We start from the raw sequence: 20,552 nt of genomic DNA on the forward strand, positions 1-20,552 counted from the left end.
TACTTGACACGGAAAAAACAGTGGCCCCAGGGCCGGGAACCGCGCTGACGAATGGCGCGTTTTCGGACCACTGAATCCAACGCATACCCGTGGAGGCAAGTATGAGAAGCCCGAATTTCCGGATGGGATTGCCGATCGTCGGCCTGATCGCGGCCGGCGTGCTCGTGGGATGCAGCAGTGTTTCCGATGTGACCAGGGAACGCGTCGCTCGCAGCGAGCAGTCATTTCAACAAGCGCAACAGACGGTCGGCCGCTCCGAAGCGGGGGCGCTCGAGTTACAACGCGCCAAGGACAATCTCGATCAGGCCAAGATGGCGTTGGACAAGAAGGAATCCCAGAAGGCCGAGCGCTATGCGCAGCTCGCGCAGCTGGATGCGGAACTGGCTGTGTCGAAGTCACAAAGCGCGGCGGCTCGTAAGGCCGCCGATGAGTTGACGGCGAGTATTCAGCAATTGCGCCAAGAAGTGTCGCGCGGCATGCCGGTCAGCGAACAGTGAGGGAGAGGTACTATGAACCGTTCATACAATCTGTTGTGGATCGCTGCCGCCGCCACCCTGCTCGGAGCGTGCAGCTCGACGCCGGAGCGCGTTGAAGATTTGGAAGTGGCGCGTGCAGTGGTGCCGCAAGTGGAAGCTTCGCCGCGCGCTGGTGTCGCTGCGAGCAATGTTGCCGAGGCGCGCAAGTCGTTGGATCGAGCCAATAAGCTGTCCGATGAAGGTGGCAAGATCGGCGATATTCAATTTGAATCGCAAGTCGCGGCCCGCAATGCGCAGATCGCGAACGAGAAGATTCTCGCAGCGCAGGCGCGTGAAGAGATCGAGAAGGGCAATGCTGAGCGTCAGGCCGTGTTGGTCCAGGCGCGCGAGGCGCAGGCGAAGGCTGCTGAGCGCCGTGCCAGCACGTTGGAGCAGGAACTCGCCGACATGCGCGCGAGGAAGACCGATCGAGGCATGGTGCTCACTTTGGGTGACGTGCTGTTCGATACGGGTAAAGCGACGTTGAAGCCGGGTGCATATACCACGGTGGATCGTCTCGCAAATGTGCTGAAGGAATCGCCGGATCGCAAAGTGATGATCGAAGGCCATACCGATAGCACCGGCTCTGAGGAATTGAATCAGGCGCTGTCGGAACGTCGCGCGGCCGCTGTGCAGACAGCTTTGCTCGAGCGCGGTGTGAACGCGAACCAGATTGCCGCGGTGGGTAAGGGCATGGCCTATCCGATCGCCAGCAACAACGACGCCGCCGGTCGGCAGCGGAACCGCCGCGTCGAAATGATCTTCACGGACAGTAAATCGCAGGTGGCTTCCGACGTGAACTAGTCGGGCTGCAATGACAAAAACATCCTGGGTCTTTTCTTGACCCCCTCTGCCTGAAACGGCAGAGGGGGTGTTGCCGTTGGTTTGCCGTTTCGTAAGGAGCAGTCATGAATGTACGCATTGTCGTTGCCGATGAACGTCAGGCGAGCTTTTTCGACGCCGTCACCCCCCGATCGCCGATGACCGAGCGCGGCTCGCTACACAATGAAAGGAGCGGCAAAAGAGATATTGAGCTGGAGACGGACCGGCCGGGTCGCCGCTACGGCGGCAGTAACGGAGTCGGTCATGGCATGGGCGGGGTCGAGGGGGCTCACCATGGCGTCACGGGAGAGAAGAGCACCGTGCAGCACGAGCTGACTTTGTTTGCCAAGGAAGTGGCGAGGAAGATCGAGACGGACCGGGCCAGGAATGAGTTCGATCGATTGGTGATCGTGGCCGGGCCGAAGATGCTCGGGCTGCTGCGACAGTCGCTGTCGAACCCGACGCAGTCGATGCTGGCGGGGGAGATTTCGAAAGATATTTTACGGCAGGGGCCGGACGTTATTTTGAAGGCGGTGCCGATTGAGGCGTTTGAGACTTATCGGATGCAGTAACTAAGAGTCGGAGCGTCGGTGGCTGGCAGTGCGAGTCAGGCGGCGAGCGTCAACTCGGCACCCACAGCAGGGCGATCGTGCGGACGTCGATATCGGTCTTGCGCGGTTTCACGGCGGTTTGGTCGATCGCCACTGTCGTGGGGTCGAGTTCGCTGCGGAGGCGGGTTACTTCTGACTCGAGTTCGTTTTGCATCTCTGTGAGGCGCTGCTGAATCACCTCGCGGTTCTCTTCCGCGCGGTCGACATCGTTGCCTTCTTTGCCGAGGCGGCCGGCGCTGCGGGCGGCGGTGCCGACGCGTTGGGCGTTGGTGACGCTCATGGCTTTGCGGCCGAGCAGGGCGCCCAGGATCGATGTGCCGACCGAGATGGCCGTCTGCATTTTGTGCTGTGACAAATCCGAGCGCTCCCGCTCGACTCGCTCATCGGCGCGGCGCAGTTGATCCTGAAGGGTGGTCAACTTCGGCGCATATTTCTTTCGGAGCTTCTCGATTTCAGCATCGCGCTTCTCGCGTAACGTCAGGCCGAGCTTGGCGCGGAAGTCGCCTTCGCTGGTGCCGGGCGCGACGGACTGGCCGACGGAGGGGCAATGGAAGATCGGCAGCTCGGCGTTCGAATAGAGATGGCTGACCAGTTCCTTCTGCCACGAACGATAGTTGGGGGCTCGCAGCAGCGCGGCAGGCACTTCGGCGTATCGAGCATGATCGGGCGGAGAAGTGGAAAGTTGCTTCTGCAGATCGGCGCCGACGTGGGCTTGCGACCAGTCGACGTTGGCTTCGTTGTCATCGAGCGGAGCGATGTAAGAACGGGTTTCCCAAACATCGAGCCCGGCCGTCTTGTCAACGAAGTGCAAGCGAGCGATGCCGAGAATGCGAGGCAGATACCTTGCGTCCGCCTGTGATGTTTCGAGATACAGTTCAGTGATGCCGGCAGGCACCACTGGTTTATCCGATTCAGAGCTGGCTTCTGAAGTTCGGCTTGTATCCGCAGCAGCATTGATATTTCTTCCTGCGCTCGGCTGGTCCGGAGAAGCAGGGGAAATTTTTTGAGCGGCAGCAGAGCCGAAGGATGTAGACGTTTGCGCGGCGGCGGAGCCGCGGGCGGAAGTTTGAGTGGCGGCGGAGTCGGACGAAGAGGGTTGCGCGGCCGAGCTGGAAGAAGATGTGGCTGACCGCGACAGCTTCGCAATCTCCTGCAACGTCAGCGGCCCGCGAAGATAGGACAGTGTCCACCGCGTCCTAAACAACACCGGCGCGGCATCATGCACGTTCCGCATCAGGAACACGCGATTACCTAAATTCGCGAGCAGCTTCTCCAACTGCCCCTTATCCAGCCCTTCGCCACCCGCCCCAAGCAACCCATCGATCACTCGCGCCTTATCACGCTCGGTCTGCAAGCGACCGATGAACCACGTGCCCGCATTCGATAACCCCTTGTAATCGAGATCGACCGGATTCTGCGTCGCCAGCACCACGCCCAATCCGAACGCACGCGCCTGCTTCATCAACGTGAGCAGCGGCAACTTCGACGGGGGCGAGGCGGTCGGCGGGAAGTAGCCGAAGATCTCGTCCATATATAGAAGCGCACGCAAGCTCGACGTGCCCGACTGACGCCGCATCCACGCGACGATCTCACCCAGCAACAACGTCACCACGAACATCCGCTCGGCATCGCCGAGGTGAGCGATCGAGATGATGGAGATGCGGGGCTTGCCCTCGGCGGTGAACAACAAGCGCTGCACGTCGAGCGGTTCGCCCTTCATCCACGGGGCGAAGCTCGGGGCGGCGATCAGGTTGTTGAGCGACATTGCCAACTGCAGTCGCTCTTTCGAGGGATAGAAAGTCTCGAGGTCGAACACGCCGACCTTGTCGAAGGGCGGCTTTTGAATGCCTTGAATCAGCGCGGCCAGGGAGAGATCGCGGCCGGCCGTCCAGGTCTGCTCGAACAGAGTCGACAGCAGAATGTGTTCGCGACTCTGCAGCGGGTCGGCCTCGATGCCGGCCAAGCCGAGCAATCCACCGACCGTGGCACTGATCCGTTCGCGGAGGGCGCCGCTGTCGAGCCTCTGCTCCTCGGGAGGTGCCGTAAAAGACTGTAAGACAGAGAGCGGGCGGCCGGCTTCGCTGCCGGGCGTGTAGATGGCGAGCTCAACTGCGTCGCGAAAGCGCGCGATCCGGCCGCCATCTTGGTCCCAATCGGCCAAACCTTTGCGCCAGGTCTCCGCGGTCTTCGTGGCCGCGTCTTCTGGTTTGAGACCCTGGCGGGCCGCGGCGCCGGTGTCGATCCACGGTGCGAAGTCTTCGGGGCGCAGCGACGGGAAACTCAGCAACAGGTTGCCGAGGTCGCCCTTGGGATCGATGGCAATGGCCGGCACGCCATCGATCGCGGCTTCCTCGAGCAGTGACAGGCACAGACCGGTCTTACCGCTGCCGGTCATGCCGACGCAGACCGCGTGAGTGGTCAGGTCGCGCGAGTCGTAGAGCAGCAGATCGGGTCGATCGGCACCACGCTCAGCGTCGTATTCACGGCCCAGATAGAAGGAGCCGAGGGCTTCGTAAGAAGGGAGGGTCGCCATGAAAAAATTGCTCGTTGCAAGGACGGCGGCTAGAACTTTTAGCGATGACCCGGCGTCGTTCGCTTCTGACGTTATAACCGTTTTGTAACCCGTCGATTACTGACCTTATCACTGCCGGCCGGTAAGCTCCGGGCCCGTATGTCCATCACGCTCGATCAAGTCACCAAACGGTATCAAGGCTCGCCGGTCGTCAACGACGTTTCGTTGGAAGTCGGCGAGGGCGAGTTTTACGTCCTGCTCGGCCCGAGCGGTAGCGGCAAAAGCACCCTGTTGCGCGCCATCGCGGGCTTGACCGGCGTCGATCATGGTCGCATCGCGTTGCATGGCAACGATGTCACGCATGTGTCCGCTCGGCAACGGGGCGTCGGGCTGGTGTTCCAGAACTACGCGCTGTTCCGGCATATGACCGTGGGCGAGAACATCGAGTTCGCGCTCAAGGTCCGGCGCATGAAGGCCGCGGAGCGTCGCGAGCGTCGCAAGGAGCTGTTGCGGCTGGTGGCGCTGGAAGGCATGGACGATCGATTGCCGACGCAGCTGTCGGGCGGTCAACAGCAACGCGTCGCGGTGGCCCGCGCGCTGGCGCATAAGCCGCCGGTGTTGCTGCTCGACGAACCGTTCGGCGCGTTGGACGCCAAGATCCGCGAAGAACTGCGTCGAACGATTCGCCAGGTGCAGCGTGAGCTGAAAATCACCACCGTGCTGGTGACGCACGACCAGGAAGAAGCGTTCGCGATGGCCGATCGTATCGGCGTGATGAATCTCGGTCGCTTGCTCGAGAGCGGCAAGCCCGATGAGTTGTACGCGCGACCGGCAACGCGTTTCGTCGCCACGTTCCTGGGCGCTGCGAATCTGTTGCTCGCTCGTCAGACCGAGCAGGGCATTCGCTTTGGCGCGGCGCCGGTGAATGCGCGACGGGTCGAGAAGCTCGACGGCGGGCGCGAGCAGGAAGTGGTCGCGGTGCTACGCCCTGAAGAAGTCGAGCTCGCGCCGACGCGCGACAACCTGCGCACCAACTTCATCGCGAATGGCATCGTCGAAGAGCAGGTCTTTACCGGCGCGTATGAGCGCATGCGCGTGCGCATGGCCGATGGCGCGGCCACTGCTCACATCGCGACGCCGAACACGAACGGCGGCAGCGCACCGGCGGCGTTGCTCGACGTGACTCGCACCCAGCATGAGCAGCGTCTGTTCCCGGTGGCGCTCGGACAATCGGTGGCCATCGGCGTACGCCGCATTCACGTGTTGCCGACGCCGCTGTCCAGCTACACTGCGTACGGTTCGGATGAGGCGTCATGCGAACGACTGTCTCAGCATCCGTTCCTCGTTGAGCTCGCGAGCCGGATGAAGACGCGGATCATCAAGCGCAGCGAAGCGCCGCTGGTCGCATGCGATGCGCCGGCGAGCGCGCCTGTCTCCGGTGTGGCCGTGATTGCCGCGGGTCAGAAGACGGCGGAGCAATTGCAGTGGCTGTTACAGAACGGCGCGGGCGAAGTGCTGGTGTTGCCGGCGCATTCCTCGCCGCCGCAACGAGTGTTGATTCATTGGGCGGACGATTCGGCACGCCGGTCGACGCTCGCCGTCGCCGCGAGTCTGCTGCGTCATGTGGCGGCCGAAGCGGTGTACGTCGGCATTCTGCCCGAAGGCTCGAGCGGTGAATCGCAGCGTCCTTTCGGCGTGCGCACGCTGCTCGATGCGCGATCCGAAGCGCAGGCCGTGCATGGCCTGGAGATGCGCACCGAGTTGCGATTCGGCGCGGCCGCCGACGAGTTGCAGCGGCAGTTGAATGAATCTCAGGATCCGATGTTGATTCTCGGCGTGTCCGATCCGGCCCAGCTGCGTAGCACGTTCGGCGCGTTGTTCACGGCGGGTGCGACCTATCCGATGATGATCGTTTATCGGCCCAGCAAAGACACTGACGGAGCCGCTGAATGATCCGCTTCAATAAGCAACTGCTGCTGGCCGCGGGCCTCGGGTTGATGACGCTGCTCGCCGGTTGCGGCGGCAAAGAAGAATCCGGCCGCGTGACCTTGCTCAATGTCAGCTACGACCCGACGCGAGAGTTGTATCGCGAGTTCAACGAGAGCTTCTCGAAGAAGTGGGAGCAAGAGCACCACCAGCGTGTGACGATCAAACAATCGCATGCCGGCTCGGGCAGTCAGGCACGTGCGGTGATCGATGGTCTGGATGCGGACGTGGTCACGCTCGCGCTTGCTTACGACATCGATTCGATCCAGATCAAAGGCAAGCGGCTCGGCGCCGACTGGCAGAAGCGTCTGCCGGATAACAGCTCGCCCTATACCTCGACCATCGTGTTCCTGGTGCGCAAGGGCAATCCCAAGCAAATCAAGGATTGGCCCGATCTGATTCGCGACGGAGTGTCGGTCGTCACACCGAATCCGAAGACTTCGGGGGGCGCACGTTGGAATTATCTCGCCGCGTGGGGCTCGGTGCTTCGCACGGAGCTCGGCGGCGATTGGTCCAAGCTCGACGATCCGGCATCGGAGCAAGTCGTTGCGGCCGCGGAGAAGAAGGCGGAAGCCTATGTGACGGCGCTGTACACGCACGTACCGGTGCTCGACAGCGGCGCGCGTGGCGCGACGAATACGTTCGTGCAACGTGAGATCGGCGACGTGCTGCTCGCGTGGGAGAACGAAGCACTGCTCGCCATCAAAGAATTGGGCCCCGACAAGGTTGAGATCGTGGTGCCGAGCGCCAGCATTCTCGCCGAACCGCCGGTGGCGGTGGTCGATACCGTCGTCGATCGTCGCGGCACGCGCCAGATCGCCGAGGCGTATCTGAAGTACTTATATGAAGAGCCGGGCCAGGAGTTGGCCGCGAAACATTACTTCCGTCCGCGCAATCCCGCGGTTCTGCAGCGGTACCAGGAACAGTTCCCGGCGCTCGAGCTGTTCAACATCGATCAGGTATTCGGCGGCTGGAAGGCGACGCACGAGAAGCACTTCGCCGACGGCGCGATGTTCGATCGTATTTATGGCGGCGGGAGCAAGCCGAAATGAGCTTCCGGCAGCCATCCATCCTGCCGGGCTTCGGACTGACGCTGGGCTTCTCGACCTTCTTTCTGTCGGCCATCATCCTGGTGCCGCTCGCGGCACTGGTCATGAAGACCGCGACCATGGGTTGGAGCGACTTCGTGCGCGTCGCCACCGATGCTCGCGCGTTGGCGTCGTATCGATTGAGCTTTGGCGCCTCCATCCTGGCCGCGACCTTGAACAGCGTGTTCGGCTTCATCATCGCCTGGACGCTGGTGCGCTATGAGTTTCCAGGCCGCAAAATCATCGACGCTCTGATCGATATGCCGTTCGCGTTGCCGACCGCCGTGTCCGGCATCGCGTTGACGGCGGTGTTCGCGGAGAACGGCTGGATCGGTCAGCACCTCGCGCCGTTCGGTATCAAGGTGGCCTACACCTGGATCGGCGTGGTCGTGGCCTTGACGTTGATCGGGTTGCCGTTCGTCGTGCGCTCGGTGCAGCCGGCCATCGCCGAAGTGCAGCGGGATCTGGAAGACGCGGCCGAAACGCTCGGCGCGGGGCGCTTCACAATTTTCCGTCGCATCGTATTGCCCACCGTGTTTCCTGCACTGGCGACCGGCTTCACGCTGGCGTTCGCACGCGCGGTCGGTGAGTACGGCTCGGTGATCTTCATCGCCGGCAACCTGCCGATGCGCACCGAGATCACGCCGCTGCTGATCGTGATCAAGCTGGAGCAGTTCGACTATAAAGGAGCGGCGGCGCTCGGCTTCATCATGCTGACCATGTCGTTCGTGATGCTCCTGTCCATCAACCTGCTACAGGCCTGGAGCCGTCGGCGCATCGTCGCGGGGGCACGCTGATGGCCGGCGGTCCTTCCAAGGAAATGTTGGCGGAAATCGCGAGCCGGCCCGGCCGCGATACGGTGGTCTCGTCCGTCGTAAAGTACATTTTCATCCTGACGTCGCTCGGCTTCCTGGCGGCGCTGCTGTTCGCGCCGCTGGCTACCGTGTTCATCACGGCCCTGAGCAAGGGCTGGGAGATGTACTTTGAGAGCTTCAAGGACGAAGACACCCTCGCCGCGATCAAGCTGACGCTGACGGTGGCCGCCATCGTCGTGCCCACCAACACCATCTTCGGTATCGCCGCGGCCTGGGCGATCGCGAAGTTCGAGTTCCGGGGCAAGAGCTTCCTGATCACCCTGATCGACCTGCCGATCGCGGTGTCGCCGGTCATATCGGGTCTCGTGTATGTGCTGCTGTTCGGCGCGCAGGGCTGGTTCGGCCTGTGGCTGCAGGAGCATGACATCAGCATCATCTTCGCGGTGCCGGGCATCGTGCTCGCGACCATGTTCGTGACGTTCCCATATGTCGCGCGCGAACTGATTCCGTTGATGCAGCAGTTGGGCAACGACGAGGAAGAGGCCGCGATCACGCTTGGCGCGGGCGGCTTGATGACGTTCTTCCACGTCACTTTGCCGAAGATTCGCTGGGGCCTGGTGTACGGCGTAATCCTGTGTAACGCGCGTGCGATGGGCGAGTTCGGCGCTGTCTCGGTCGTGTCCGGTCACGTGCGTGGCCTGACGACGACTATGCCGCTGCACGTGGAAATCCTTTATAACGAGTACAACTTCGTCGGCTCGTTCGCAGTGGCTTCGCTGCTGACCTTGCTGGCGGTGCTGACCTTGATCATCAAATCCTTAGTGGAGATGAAGAGGAAGTGATCGATCGCTTCTTCTCGTATGTGATCGACCGCATTCAGCAGTTCATCGACGGACTGCAGATCGATACCTCGCGCGCGAGTCTCGGGGTGTGGATCGCGGTCATCAACGTCGCCATCGTGCTGTTGCTGGTCGGCGGTATTTCCATTTCGGCGATCGGGTCGCTGCGCGATCTCGCCGATCAGCAAGGCAAGTCACGCGTTCAGCTGGCTGGCGCGATGGCGCGTGAAGATATCCGGCGGTTTAGCGAAGACGCGCTGACCCACGCCAAGTCCGTTGCCGATCGACAGACGCTGCAACGACTGCTCGCGGATCGGCGCTCGGCCACGGTCGGTCCGTATCTGCGTCGTTCCTGCAACTCGGACACCATTGCTTCGTGCGCGGTGTTCGAAGGCGGTCAGCTGATCGCGCAAGCCGGCGTGGAATTGCCCTGGGAGTTGATCCAGTCCTCCGCCGCCGAACAGGGCGAGCGATTCATGGCCGTGCCGTTGGGATCTCAGTACGCGTTGCTCGGCGCGTCGGCGCAGGTCGGTGGGGCGACAGAACGACGTGTGTATGTCGCTCGCCTGCTCGATGCAAGGATGGCGCAGCTGTTGACCGAGCGTGTCGGCACGCCGATCCGGCTGATCAACTACCGCTTGTTCATCGAAGATCGCAAGGTCGACGATTTCACTCGTCTGCACTCGGCGGGACTGTCCGACGGGCGCTCGGCGGTGATGCGGCTCGATGATCTCGACTTGTACGCCGCGAGCTTCCCGATTTTTGCAGTGTCGGGCGAAGCGATCGCATTTCTCGAAGCGCGCTTGCCGTCGTCGGAGATCGACGCGTCGGTCGGCGGGCTCGCGAAACGGTTGCTCATCACCGCCATCATTCTCGCGGCGCTGGCTGTGTTGGCTGGCATCGTGCTCGGCCGGCAGGTCACGGGTCCGGTCACAACGCTGACGGATGCGGTGGAAAAACTCGGCCATGGCGACTTCTCCACGTCGATTCCGGTCGGCGGCACGCGTGAGGTCGGCAAGCTCGCGCGCACCATCGAGGACATGCGGAACAACCTGGTCGAGCTGACGGGCACATTGCGTCGTCGCGAAGCCGAGGCGCAGGCTGTGCTCGATGGCATCGTCGAAGGCGTGTACGCCGTCGATAAATCGCGCGTCATTCGTTATTTGAATCCGCAGGCCGCTCAGTTGCTGGGCGTGCAAGCTCACGAAGCCATCGGCCGCTTCTGCGGCGATGTGTTGAAGCCGTGTCGCGATTCGAACGGCGTGCGTCCGTGCGAAACCAATTGCCCCATCCTGCGTGCGCGCCACGAAGGCAGCTCGCAGGCGACGGAACGTTTGCAACTGAGCGACGGCGCGCCGCGCATCACGATCATCACGAGCTCCAGCCCGGTCGATGAATTGCAGGTGCAGGTCATTCGCGACGAGACCGAGCTGGAAGGTGTGCGTCGTGCGCGCGACTCGGTGCTCGTCAATATCTCGCACGAGTTCCGGACGCCGCTGGCCGCGCAGCTCGCGTCGATCGAACTGTTGCGTGATGGCTTCGATTCGATGTCCACCGACCAGCAGAAGGAACTGGTGCTGTCGTTGGAGCGCGGCGCCTTGCGCTTGACGCGACTCATCGACAATTTGCTCGAGAGCGTGCGCATCGAGTCAGGCCAGCTCAGCATTCGCCATCAGGCGGTGGCGCTGTCCGAGGTGGTCGAAGATGCGGATGCGCTCATTGGCGCTTTGCTCGCTCAGCGTCGCCAGCGCCTGGAAGTGGATTTGCCCGAAGACCTGCCGAATGTGGATGGTGATGGCCCGCGACTGACGCAGGTGTACGTCAACCTGCTGGCGAACGCGAGCAAGTTCGCGCCGGAAGACAGTGTCGTGCGCATTGGCGCCCAGGCGACGGGTGAGTTCGTCACCAGCTGGGTAGAGGATGAAGGTCCCGGCGTGCCCGAGATCGAGAGTAACTCGATCTTCGATCGGTTCTATCGCAGCGGTAGCCAGGAACCGGAGCCGGGTGGCTTGGGTCTAGGATTGTGGATCGTGAAATCCATCGTCGAACGGCATGGAGGTACCATTGCCGCGCGACGAACCGCCGAGGGACGCACCCGTTTCGAAGTGAAGCTGCGACAGACTGCCGAGTAACCTAATGAAGATTTTATCTGCCGACGATGACAAGGATCTGCTGGCGTTGATCGCCTTCACGCTGTCGCAGGCGGGCTATCTGGTGGTCAAAGCCAGCGATGGCACGCAGGCCTTGCGCGCGTTCGAGAGCGAAGGGCCCGATCTGGTGATCCTCGACATCAACATGCCGGGTGCCACGGGCTTTCAGGTGTGCGAACAGATTCGCACCAAGTCGCGCGTGCCGGTGATGATGTTGACGGTGCGGGGCGAAGAGGAAGATCTGGTTCGTGCGCTCGAGTTGGGCGCCGACGACTATCTGAGCAAGCCCTTCAGTCCGCGCACGCTCCTCGCACGCGTGAAAGCGCTGCTGCGTCGGGCAGGGATGGAGAACACCGCGCCGCTCGCGGCCGGTCGTATTCGGCTCGATGTGGACGAACACACCGTGCAGGTCGGTGCGAATCAGCCGCTGCGTCTCACCAAGCTCGAGCTGCGCCTGTTACAGATGTTGATCGCCAATGCCGGGCACACTGTCAGCTCGGATCGTTTGCTGATGCAGGTGTGGGGCCACAAGGGCTCGGGCGATCGTCAGTTGCTGAAGCAGCTGGTGCATCGGCTACGGCAGAAAATCGAGATCGATCCGGCCGCGCCCCAGATGCTCCAGACCGCCCCGGGTGCCGGTTACAAACTCGTTGTCGAGTGAGTCGGCCGCACGCATTCTTACGCGCGTGTGGTTATAAATCGGTTGTAAAGTCATAGCATTCCCTGCGCCGTTTCGTGACTGCCACGTTACAGACTTGATACCGTCCATTCCCTAGTCTGTCGCTTCCAAAGCAATGGGAGCGACGATTGGCGGGGCTGCTTCGAACCATAGTGATTGTCGGCGGCGGATTCAGCGGCACGGTGGTGGCCGCGAATCTGTTGCGACGTCCGCCGCCGGGACCGACGCGTCTGATCCTGATCGAGCGTGCGGACCAGGTGGCGCGAGGCGCCGCTTACGCTGAGCGTGGCTTCCCTTATCTGCTCAACGTGCCGGCCAGCCGTATGTCGGCGAATTCGGCGGCGCCCAAGGAATTTCTGGAGTTCGCGCAGCGGCGCATTCCCAAGGTCACGGGCGAGGATTTCCTGCCACGTACCTTGTACGGCGAGTATTTGAGTGAAGTGCTGCTCGCCGCGCAGCTCAGCGCGCCAGGAAACATTCGTCTCGAGATCGTCAAAGGCGCGGTCGCCAACCTGCGGCGTATCGAACGTCATCTGCCGTTGCGGGTGGAACTGGAAGACGGTCGACGCTTCACCGCGGATGATGTGGTGCTCGCGCTCGGCAATCCCAAGCCCGCTTCTTTGTCCGCGGCCAGGGATGTATTGACCCATCCGGCGTACATCGCCGATCCGTGGACGGTCGATCTCAAGTTCGCTCGTTCGCAAACCGTATTGTTGATCGGCACGGGCCTGACGACCGCGGACATCATCAATGTCGCGGCGTCAGATCCGCAACGGACGCCGACGTTGCATGCCTTGTCGCGTCATGGGCTCGTGCCGCCTCGACAAACGCCGTTCCGTCCCGATGCATTCAAAGGCGACGGCAATGCTCTGTTGTTGGCGGCATCGACGTCGCTTCGACGCCTCGTCAATACCGTGCGTCTTCTCGCTAACGAAGCGGAGCAGATGGGCGGCGACTGGCGCGAGGCGATCACCTTCGTTCGTAACATGGCGCCGACTATCTGGCAGCGATTGCCGGAGCGCGATCGAGTGCGGTTCCTGCGTCACGTGCGTGCGCATTGGGACATCTATCGCCACCGTCTGCCACCGGAGCTGATCCAGAAGATGGACACGCTGCGTAATGCGGAGCGTCTGACCATTCACGCCGGCCACATCAAACAAATCATTCCGCGCGAAGAGCGGATCGAAGTGGTTTGGCGGCCGCGTGGCAAACAGCAATTGCGCACTCAGCAATTCGATCGAGTCATCAACTGCACGGGCCCCGACTACGCCATCGCGCGCTCCACCGAGCCGGTGTGGCGCAACCTCGTGCAATGCGGGCTGGCGGTGCCCGATTCGCTGGGGCTGGGGCTGCGTACCGGACCGAATGGCGCCGTCGTCGACGCCGATGGCTGGCCGGGCCCGCATCTTTTTTATGTTGGGCCGATGTTGCGTGCCGACCATTGGGAGGCAACTGCGGCTCATGAACTACGCGGGCACGCTGAAAAGCTCGCGGCATTGTTGGCTACGGAGCGCCGTTGAAGCCATGAGAATCCTGGTCGCCGATGACGATGCGGATTTGCGGGCACTGATCGGATTCACGCTGATGCAGGCGGGATTCGATATCTGTACCGCGGTCGATGGGGAAAGCGCGTTGCAAGCGTTCCAACGCGATTCGCCCGACATGGTGCTGCTCGATATCAACATGCCGGAGCCGAATGGCTTGAAGGTGTGTCGTGAGATTCGCGGCCGCTCGCCGGTGCCCATCATGATGTTGACGGTGCGCGATGTCGAAGAGGATCTGATCGAAGCGTTCGATTCGGGCGCCGACGACTACGTGCACAAGCCTTTCAGTCCGCGTGCGTTGCTGGCGAGAGTGCGGGCATTGATCCGGCGTTCGGAGCCATTCGATTCGGGGCCGGTGACGGCGGGGCAGTTACGCCTCGATCCGGATCAACGAACCTTGCAGTTCGGCGCGGCGCCGCCGATTCGACTCACGCCGCTCGAATTGAAAGCCATTCAGTTGCTCATGGTGACGCCGGGCCGAACCGTCACCGCGGAGAAGTTGTTACTTCATCTGTGGGGACGTGCCACCGCTCGCGAGCGTCGCACGCTCAAGCAGCTCATTTATCGGCTGCGTCACAAGATAGAGACGGATGCGTCGACACCGGAAGTGCTGCAGACCACGCCGGGCGCGGGCTACAAGCTCGTGGCCGACTAAGATCGTGTTGCTATCTGTTCATAGCGCATAACCGGAGATCGGGCCAGACGACGAGATCGCTGACCGGCGTGTCACTGGCCATCGACTGACCTCATGACCCGCGCCGCGTAAATTGCCAGACCAGCGGTACAGCAATCGACAAGGGGTTGCGGTGCCGTGGGCTGCAAGCCGCATTCTCCCCCTGGGCCGGCAGTCTTAGTTCGCCCCTCTCGTCGCCCCCTCACTGCGACGAGAGGGGTCTTTTCCTTTCTCGTAGCTCGCCACGAATTCCGGACTCGCGCTCAACCGCTCCGCCAGCTGCGGTTGCGTGAGCGAGGCACGTTGCCGCGCGGTCGTGAGCCTGTCGAGCAGTTGCCGATAATTCGGCGTTCGAAGCGACGTCATCGGGCGTTCATCCTGCCGGCGGAATATCCCATTTCGAGATACTGTAGCAGTTCACAAATCGTGGTAAACGCGGGGAAATCCAGGCGCCCCGGCCGGCTCGGATCCCCCTTGCGACCCGCTTGTGTCAATAACGTAATGTTCTTGTGACCGCCGCGCGGCAGAATGCCGGCCTCCTTCCGGGTTGCACAGGAATCTACGGACAGTGGCCGACGCAGTAAGCGGGTGGGCAAAGTGGCGCATCTGGTTGATCGCGGCCGGCGCCGGTCTGATCAGCCTGCTGCTGTTCGACGCCTTCCGCGTGCTGCTCGCCGAAGTCCACTTCTACAAGGTCTTGCAGCAGATGGAGTCCGAGCCTCTGCAGGACCTGCTGCTGGCGCTGGGCGCGACGGCGCTGAGCTATCTGGTGCTCACCGGTTACGACCTGTCCGCCATGAAGTACGCGGAGGTGCAGATCCGTCGGTCCACGGTCCTGCTGACTTCCTTCATCGCTTACGCACTCGGTAATACCGTCGGTCTGGGCGTTCTGACAGGCGGCGCGGTCCGCATGCGCCTGTACACGGCCGCCGGTATCGAGGCCAACAAAGTCGCGCAGGTGATCGCGTTCAATGCCAGCGCATTCACGTTCGGCACCGCCGCGTTTGGCGCCGCCGGGTTGCTGTGGGGGGCGGACGGAGTCGCTCAGCTTGCGCACATGCCAGCGTGGCTGTTGCGGGTGATTGCCGGGGCGGTGTTGATCGGCGTCGCTGGGTTCATCGCGCTGTCGGTCCGACGCCGCGAAATCATGGTCGCATGGCGCTGGAAAGTGCGGTTGCCGCCGGCCGGCCTGGCCGTCCAACAGCTCTTGATCTCAGCGCTGGATTTGATCGCCTCGGCCGCGACGCTGTGGGTCCTGCTACCGCCGGGCGCCGTTCCCGCAGGCGAGTTCATGGCCTGGTACGCGATCGCACTGGTGCTTGGCCTCTTGAGTCATGTGCCGGGCGGCCTCGGTGTGTTCGAAGCGGTGATCCTGCTCGCGTGCGGCGACCGTGCGCCGGTCGAGCACATCGTCAGCGCGCTGGTGCTCTACCGCGTTATCTACTATTTGTTGCCGCTGATTCTGGCGGCCGTGCTGTTGGCCGCCTATGAAGTGCGAGCCGGCATCGCTGCTCCGATCGGTCGCGCAGCGGTGCGACTGTCGCCGATGTTGCTGGCGACGATGACGTTCATTGCCGGCGGCTGGCTGCTGGTCTCGGGTGTCACGCCGGCTTCGGCGCAAGCCACCGATATGCTGGCCTTGCGGGTGCCGCTGACGTTGGTCGAGGCGTCGCATTTTCTGGGCAGTGTCACCGGCTTCGCGATGATCGTCATCGCGCGTGGTTTGTTACATCGTCTCGATGCCGCGTGGTGGTCGGCGTTCGTGCTGGCGCTGGTCGCCGCAGTGTTGGCGATGCCCAAAGGGTTCGCACTGATTCAAGCGTGCTATCTCGTGGTGCTCGCAATCCTTTTATATATGTCGCGTGCGCAGTTCGATCGACGCTCGGCACTGTTCTCGAATCCATTGCGCGGCGTGTGGTTGCTCTCGGTGGTGTGGATGGTGGCGGCGACGGTGTTCCTGCTGTTCTTCGCCTACCGTCGCGTCGACTACACCAACGAGCTGTGGTGGCAATTCGAGTTCAATGCCAACGCGCCACGCTCACTGCGCGCCATGATGGGTGTGATGGTGGCCGGCTTGGGATTCGCGCTGTGGCAACTGTTGCGCCCGTCACCGGGCGCACCCGCGCTGCCGTCTCATGAAGAACTGGAGCGGGCGAGTAACATCGTGCGCACTCAGTCCTCGGCGGAGGCGAATCTCGCGCTGATGGGCGACAAGCATCTGCTGTTCTCGACGCAAGGCAACGCGTTCATCATGTATGGCCGGCAGGGCCGCTCATGGATCTCGTTGTTCGATCCGGTCGGCCGGCAGTCCGAGTGGCAGGAGCTGATCTGGCGCTTCATCGAGCTGGCGACCGATCACGGCGGTCGCGCCACGTTCTATCAGGTGCGCGGCGATTCGTTGCCGCTGTATCTCGACGCCGGCATGCGGGCTTTCAAGTTGGGCGAGTACGCCTACGTCCAGCTGCAGGACTTCACGATCAAGGGCTCGAAGCGCTCGCATTTGCGACAAGCGATCAATCGCGGCGAGCGTGACGGGCTCGAGTTCTCGCTGGCGCAGCCGGCGGAAGTGAGCGCTCTGCTGCCACAACTGCGGACCATTTCGGATGCGTGGCTGGAAGGCCAGGAGACGCGCGAAAAAGGCTTCTCGCTCGGCTCGTTCGAGCCGGCGTATTTGTCGCGACAATCGTGCGCCATCGTGCGGCAGCAGGGTCAGATCGTCGCCTTCGCCAATCTGTTGTGTACGCAGATGAAGAACGAGGCCAGCGTCGACCTGATGCGTCAGCTGCCGCTCGCGCCCCCGGGCACCATGGATTTTCTGTTCACCAAGCTCATGTTGTATTTCCAGAGCGAGGGCTTTCAGCGCTTCGGACTGGGCATGGCGCCCATGTCCGGCATGGCGAGCCACGAGCTGGCGCCGCGCTGGCATCGCTTCGGCCGGATGCTGTTCGACTATGGCGAGACGTTCTATAACTTCCGCGGCCTGCGCGGCTTCAAAGACAAATTCGATCCGGTGTGGGAACCTCGCTATCTGGTCGCCGGCGGCGGCTTGACCCCGCTGCTCACCCTGGCCGACGTGGCCACGTTGATCAGCGGCGGATTGCGAGGAATGATTGCGAAATGAGCTTAGCCCGCTGCTGGTTCGCGCTGCTGCTGTTGGTGCTGGGATCGACCGCGTCCGCTGAGACGATCTCGCACGGTCGCTTCGACAAGATAGCCATCTATCGGCCGCAAGGCGAAGCGCAACAGACGGTGCTGTTCTTTTCCGGCCAGCATGGCTGGAACGTCGAGCTCGACCCCATTGCGCAATCGCTGGCACGGCAGGGCGCGCTGGTGGCGGGCATCGATGCGCCCGCGTTCTTTCGTAACCTGGACAAGGACGGCGACAAGTGCGTGTCGCCCGATGGCGATCTGGAGAATTTGAGTCATTTCCTCCAGGCCTACTATCGATTGCCGACGTATCGGCCGGCGTTGCTGATCGGCACATCGGCCAGCGCGCAGTTCGTGTATGCAATGTTGGCGCAGGCACCGCAGGGAACGTTCGGCGGCGGCATCTCGCTCGGGTTCTGTCCGACGCCTGCGTTGAAGAAGCCGTTGTGTCCAACCAGCAAGACGGCGACGTCGCCCGTTCTGAGTGCGCCCTGGACGGTGCTCCAGGGCATTCACGATCGACAGTGCCAGGCTCAAGCCAAGTCGTTCCTCGCGGGCGTGAAGCAGGCCGAGGTAATCGCCATTCCCGGCGATAACTATGGCGAAGGCGACTTCCACACTTGGGAGCCACAGTTTGCAGCTGCGTTCCAACACCTGGCGGCGCGCACGCGTGGCTTGCCAACGGTCAGCGCGGCTGAGCTGAAAGATCTGCCGCTTGTCGAAGTGCACACACCCAGCGATGCCGACACGCTGGCTGTGCTGATCTCCGGCGATGGCGGCTGGGCGGGCATCGACAAGGAGCTGGCGGCGGCGTTGTCGAAGCAAGGCATGCCGGTGGTCGGTCTCGATTCGCTGCGCTACTTCTGGAAGAAGCGCACGCCCGAGAGCACCGCGGCTGACGTCGATCGTTTGATGCGCTATTACTTGAACGCCTGGAAGAAGAAGCAGGTGTTACTGGTCGGTTACTCGCAGGGCGCCGACGTGATGCCCTTCGTCGTGAATCGATTGCCGACCGCAACACGGGATCGACTGCGCATGGTCGCGTTGCTGTCGCTCTCGCAGACCGCGGTGTTCGAATTCCATTTGCAGAACTGGATTGGCGCAGCGAAAGACGCAATTCCTGTCACGCCCGAGCTGTTGAGAATGAAAGGCGTTCACGGCGTGTGTATCTATGGCGCGAATGACACAGACTCGTTGTGCGGCAAGCCAGCGGCTAAATCATTGCAAGTAGTGAAGCTTAGCGGCGGTCATCATTTCGATGGCAACTACGCCAAGCTGGCCGCGTTGCTCTTGAGCCACATGCGCTGATCCTCTCGACATGCCGCGATGATCTGAGCGGAGTGGTCACTCGTTGCGTGCTTGCTGTACGCTGCGTCGGCAGATCTCAGTGACGGGAACTGCAGACACCCTGACGCGTTAGTTTGCGCGCAGTCGAACAGCGGCGCTTGACCCGAAGGCGGGAGCAGCGAGATGAAGAACAAGTCCGAGACGCAGACCTGGAGCGAGTGGCAACAGGCTGTCGTGAAGCTGATTCGTGAAGACTTCAGCGATGTGCTCACTGAGGTGGGTGAAGAGGACGTGGATTGGGACGCGTGGCGCCCGCTCTACGAGCAAGGGCTGACCCCGCGAGAGGCGGTGGCCGACGCCTTCCTGTTATTGCCGGCCTGACGCCGTCATAACACTTATGCGCGGCGACCCATAGTAAGCAGGGCCCGCCAGTCCAATACTCTAGGCTCTGTCACACTGGAGCCGCCGAGTGAGCGCATCCCAACGTTTGCCCGTGATCTTCTTCGGTCACGGCAATCCCATGAATGCCCTGGCCGACAATGTATACACGCGCGGCTGGCGGCAGATCTGCAGTGCGTTTCCCAAGCCGCGAGCGGTGTTGTGCGTGTCGGCGCATTGGTATGTGCCCTACACCGCAGTCACGGCTGTGCAGTCGCCGCGAACCATTCACGATTTCGGTGGCTTCCCTCGCGAGCTGTTCGAGTTTCAGTACCCCGCGCCCGGGAGTCCCGAGATTGCGGCCGAGGTTCGCGATTTAGTCGGCGCGGAACTCGACAGCACCTGGGGATTGGATCACGGCTCGTGGAGTGTGCTGTGTCACTGCTATCCCGATGCCGATGTGCCAGTCATTCAACTCAGCATCAATGAGACGCTGACGGCGCGAGACCACTATCGCCTCGGTGCCGCGCTCGCGCCGTTGCGAGAGCAGGGCATTCTGATCGCCGGCAGCGGCAACCTCGTTCATAACCTGCACACGTACGGTTGGGGTCGACGAGTGGTCGAGCCTTACGATTGGGCGGTGCGCTTCGAGCAGCAGGCACGTGCGTGGATGCTTGCAGGTGAACATCAACCGCTGATTGATTACGAAACATTGGGCAAGGACGCGGCGCTGTCCGCCCCGACGCCGGATCATTATCTGCCGTTGCTATATGTATTAGGGGCACGGCTGCCCGGCGACAACGTCAGCTTCCCCATCGAAGGCGTCGACGGCGGATCGATCTCGATGTTAACGGTACAGCTGAGTTAGCTATTACCACTTCAGGCACATGGATGTGCCCGCCGCCCTGCGGCGGCTCCGAGGGAAAAATCGCATTTTTCCCGTCGGAGCACGGCCGGCGCGACAGGATGTCGCGATCGGCCGTCCGATTAAATGTTTAGCCGCCGCCCTGACGTTCCTGCAACTTCGCAGCGACGCGCTCGCGCACGTCGGCATTAGCCGTCATCGTTTCCACGATCTGATTGAACTCATCGACCTTCAGGCCGGACTTCTCGACCGCGGCGATCATGTCGGACTCGGCCTTCGCTTTCACTTGATCCGCTTGTGCCGGCTCCTTTGCCGTCTGCAGATCGTTGGCCGCCTTTTCCTGAATGGTCTGTACTGCGACGTACGCATCCGCGAACTGCTCGATCTTCTGATCGCTGATCTGCGCGGACGCGGCGGAATTCGGGGCTGGCGCCTCATTCGTCGGCGGCGTTTCCGCCGGCGATGCTGGAGACGGATATTCCTGGGCCGGCGGTGCGGGCTCTTGCACCTGCGCCCATGCCGCGGGGGCTCCTACGGCGCTCGCAGCGAATAGCGCGGTGTAAACAAGGTTGGAACGTAAACTCATGAGGATCTCCTCGTCTTGCGGCAATCTCCAGGGGTGAATACCGCCCGCGCAGACG

Annotated in this window: 18 protein-coding genes; 15 read left to right on the top strand and 3 right to left on the bottom strand. The window is 62.2% G+C overall.

Going from position 1 to position 20,552, the window contains the following annotated elements:
• Positions 1–101 precede the first annotated feature (101 nt).
• The 3 genes from ACFPN2_RS14985 (at position 102) to ACFPN2_RS14995 (ending at position 1,909) form a co-directional block, all read left to right on the top strand.
• Positions 102–497 carry a DUF4398 domain-containing protein gene (locus tag ACFPN2_RS14985; RefSeq protein WP_380597855.1) on the top strand — a complete coding sequence of 132 codons (396 nt, stop codon included), beginning with the start codon at positions 102–104 and terminating at the stop codon, positions 495–497.
• A 12-nt stretch (positions 498–509) separates the two neighbouring features.
• The gene (locus ACFPN2_RS14990) at positions 510–1,319 is read left to right on the top strand and encodes an OmpA family protein (RefSeq protein WP_380597857.1); all 810 of its coding nucleotides are present in this window, start codon (positions 510–512) and stop codon (positions 1,317–1,319) included.
• Between the two features lie 104 nt (positions 1,320–1,423).
• Complete coding sequence (locus ACFPN2_RS14995; RefSeq protein ID WP_380597859.1) at positions 1,424–1,909, top strand: host attachment protein; 486 nt, start codon at positions 1,424–1,426, stop codon at positions 1,907–1,909.
• Between the two features lie 49 nt (positions 1,910–1,958).
• Here the strand turns inward: ACFPN2_RS14995 and ACFPN2_RS15000 are convergent, their stop codons facing one another.
• Positions 1,959–4,481: an ATP-binding protein gene (locus tag ACFPN2_RS15000; RefSeq protein ID WP_380597861.1), complete on the bottom strand. Its 2,523-nt coding sequence runs from the start codon at positions 4,479–4,481 to the stop codon at positions 1,959–1,961.
• A 138-nt stretch (positions 4,482–4,619) separates the two neighbouring features.
• Here ACFPN2_RS15000 and ACFPN2_RS15005 point away from each other — a divergent pair, with 138 nt between their 5' ends.
• The 8 genes from ACFPN2_RS15005 to ACFPN2_RS15040 all read left to right on the top strand — a co-directional run bounded on the left by ACFPN2_RS15005 (position 4,620) and on the right by ACFPN2_RS15040 (position 14,216).
• A complete protein-coding gene (locus ACFPN2_RS15005) occupies positions 4,620–6,413 on the top strand; it encodes an ABC transporter ATP-binding protein (RefSeq protein WP_380597863.1) in 1,794 nt (597 codons plus the stop codon).
• Positions 6,410–7,498: a sulfate ABC transporter substrate-binding protein gene (locus ACFPN2_RS15010; protein ID WP_380597865.1), complete on the top strand. Its 1,089-nt coding sequence runs from the start codon at positions 6,410–6,412 to the stop codon at positions 7,496–7,498. Before ACFPN2_RS15005 ends, ACFPN2_RS15010 begins: the two co-directional genes overlap by 4 nt.
• A complete protein-coding gene (gene cysT, locus ACFPN2_RS15015) occupies positions 7,495–8,331 on the top strand; it encodes a sulfate ABC transporter permease subunit CysT (RefSeq protein WP_380597867.1) in 837 nt (278 codons plus the stop codon). The genes ACFPN2_RS15010 and cysT overlap by 4 nt, the downstream gene beginning before the upstream one ends.
• The gene (gene cysW / locus ACFPN2_RS15020) at positions 8,331–9,191 is read left to right on the top strand and encodes a sulfate ABC transporter permease subunit CysW (protein ID WP_380597869.1); all 861 of its coding nucleotides are present in this window, start codon (positions 8,331–8,333) and stop codon (positions 9,189–9,191) included. Before cysT ends, cysW begins: the two co-directional genes overlap by 1 nt.
• On the top strand, positions 9,188–11,320 hold the full coding sequence (locus ACFPN2_RS15025; RefSeq protein WP_380597871.1) for a sensor histidine kinase: 2,133 nt from the start codon (positions 9,188–9,190) through the stop codon (positions 11,318–11,320). The genes cysW and ACFPN2_RS15025 overlap by 4 nt, the downstream gene beginning before the upstream one ends.
• 4 nt (positions 11,321–11,324) lie before the next feature.
• The gene (locus ACFPN2_RS15030; protein ID WP_380597873.1) at positions 11,325–11,999 is read left to right on the top strand and encodes a response regulator; all 675 of its coding nucleotides are present in this window, start codon (positions 11,325–11,327) and stop codon (positions 11,997–11,999) included.
• A 146-nt stretch (positions 12,000–12,145) separates the two neighbouring features.
• Positions 12,146–13,537 (top strand): FAD/NAD(P)-binding protein, encoded by a 1,392-nt coding sequence (locus ACFPN2_RS15035; RefSeq protein ID WP_380597875.1) that lies wholly within the window; start codon positions 12,146–12,148, stop codon positions 13,535–13,537.
• 4 nt (positions 13,538–13,541) lie between these two features.
• Complete coding sequence (locus tag ACFPN2_RS15040) at positions 13,542–14,216, top strand: response regulator transcription factor (RefSeq protein WP_380597877.1); 675 nt, start codon at positions 13,542–13,544, stop codon at positions 14,214–14,216.
• Between the two features lie 195 nt (positions 14,217–14,411).
• Here ACFPN2_RS15040 and ACFPN2_RS15045 read toward each other — a convergent pair whose 3' ends face one another.
• Positions 14,412–14,600 (bottom strand): helix-turn-helix domain-containing protein, encoded by a 189-nt coding sequence (locus ACFPN2_RS15045; protein ID WP_380597879.1) that lies wholly within the window; start codon positions 14,598–14,600, stop codon positions 14,412–14,414.
• 202 nt (positions 14,601–14,802) lie between these two features.
• Between ACFPN2_RS15045 and mprF the strand changes: the two genes are divergently transcribed.
• From mprF to ygiD, 4 genes are all read left to right on the top strand, one after another.
• Positions 14,803–17,355, top strand: coding sequence for a bifunctional lysylphosphatidylglycerol flippase/synthetase MprF (mprF, locus tag ACFPN2_RS15050; protein ID WP_380597881.1), 2,553 nt, complete (start codon positions 14,803–14,805; stop codon positions 17,353–17,355).
• On the top strand, positions 17,352–18,689 hold the full coding sequence (locus ACFPN2_RS15055) for a virulence factor family protein (RefSeq protein ID WP_380597883.1): 1,338 nt from the start codon (positions 17,352–17,354) through the stop codon (positions 18,687–18,689). Before mprF ends, ACFPN2_RS15055 begins: the two co-directional genes overlap by 4 nt.
• A gap of 162 nt (positions 18,690–18,851) precedes the next feature.
• Positions 18,852–19,049, top strand: coding sequence for a hypothetical protein (locus tag ACFPN2_RS15060; RefSeq protein WP_380597885.1), 198 nt, complete (start codon positions 18,852–18,854; stop codon positions 19,047–19,049).
• A gap of 88 nt (positions 19,050–19,137) precedes the next feature.
• Positions 19,138–19,914, top strand: coding sequence for a 4,5-DOPA-extradiol-dioxygenase (gene ygiD / locus ACFPN2_RS15065; RefSeq protein ID WP_380597887.1), 777 nt, complete (start codon positions 19,138–19,140; stop codon positions 19,912–19,914).
• Positions 19,915–20,041: 127 nt separating this feature from the next.
• Here the strand turns inward: ygiD and ACFPN2_RS15070 are convergent, their stop codons facing one another.
• Positions 20,042–20,497 carry a DUF4168 domain-containing protein gene (locus tag ACFPN2_RS15070; protein WP_380597888.1) on the bottom strand — a complete coding sequence of 152 codons (456 nt, stop codon included), beginning with the start codon at positions 20,495–20,497 and terminating at the stop codon, positions 20,042–20,044.
• Positions 20,498–20,552: the final 55 nt, after the last annotated feature.

It is taken from the genome of Steroidobacter flavus (assembly GCF_042651805.1).
Classification (GTDB): Bacteria; Pseudomonadota; Gammaproteobacteria; order Steroidobacterales; family Steroidobacteraceae; genus Steroidobacter; species Steroidobacter flavus.

What these genes read in the sequence shown, in the direction of transcription:
- ACFPN2_RS14985 (WP_380597855.1), top strand. Translation starts at nt 102, where the DNA reads ATGAGAAGCCCGAATTTCCGGATGGGATTGCCGATCGTCGGCCTGATC.
- ACFPN2_RS14990 (WP_380597857.1), top strand. Translation starts at nt 510, where the DNA reads ATGAACCGTTCATACAATCTGTTGTGGATCGCTGCCGCCGCCACCCTG.
- ACFPN2_RS14995 (WP_380597859.1), top strand. Translation starts at nt 1,424, where the DNA reads ATGAATGTACGCATTGTCGTTGCCGATGAACGTCAGGCGAGCTTTTTC.
- ACFPN2_RS15000 (WP_380597861.1), bottom strand. Translation starts at nt 4,481, where the DNA reads ATGGCGACCCTCCCTTCTTACGAAGCCCTCGGCTCCTTCTATCTGGGC.
- ACFPN2_RS15005 (WP_380597863.1), top strand. Translation starts at nt 4,620, where the DNA reads ATGTCCATCACGCTCGATCAAGTCACCAAACGGTATCAAGGCTCGCCG.
- ACFPN2_RS15010 (WP_380597865.1), top strand. Translation starts at nt 6,410, where the DNA reads ATGATCCGCTTCAATAAGCAACTGCTGCTGGCCGCGGGCCTCGGGTTG.
- cysT (WP_380597867.1), top strand. Translation starts at nt 7,495, where the DNA reads ATGAGCTTCCGGCAGCCATCCATCCTGCCGGGCTTCGGACTGACGCTG.
- cysW (WP_380597869.1), top strand. Translation starts at nt 8,331, where the DNA reads ATGGCCGGCGGTCCTTCCAAGGAAATGTTGGCGGAAATCGCGAGCCGG.
- ACFPN2_RS15030 (WP_380597873.1), top strand. Translation starts at nt 11,325, where the DNA reads ATGAAGATTTTATCTGCCGACGATGACAAGGATCTGCTGGCGTTGATC.
- ACFPN2_RS15040 (WP_380597877.1), top strand. Translation starts at nt 13,542, where the DNA reads ATGAGAATCCTGGTCGCCGATGACGATGCGGATTTGCGGGCACTGATC.
- ACFPN2_RS15045 (WP_380597879.1), bottom strand. Translation starts at nt 14,600, where the DNA reads ATGACGTCGCTTCGAACGCCGAATTATCGGCAACTGCTCGACAGGCTC.
- ACFPN2_RS15055 (WP_380597883.1), top strand. Translation starts at nt 17,352, where the DNA reads ATGAGCTTAGCCCGCTGCTGGTTCGCGCTGCTGCTGTTGGTGCTGGGA.
- ACFPN2_RS15060 (WP_380597885.1), top strand. Translation starts at nt 18,852, where the DNA reads ATGAAGAACAAGTCCGAGACGCAGACCTGGAGCGAGTGGCAACAGGCT.
- ACFPN2_RS15070 (WP_380597888.1), bottom strand. Translation starts at nt 20,497, where the DNA reads ATGAGTTTACGTTCCAACCTTGTTTACACCGCGCTATTCGCTGCGAGC.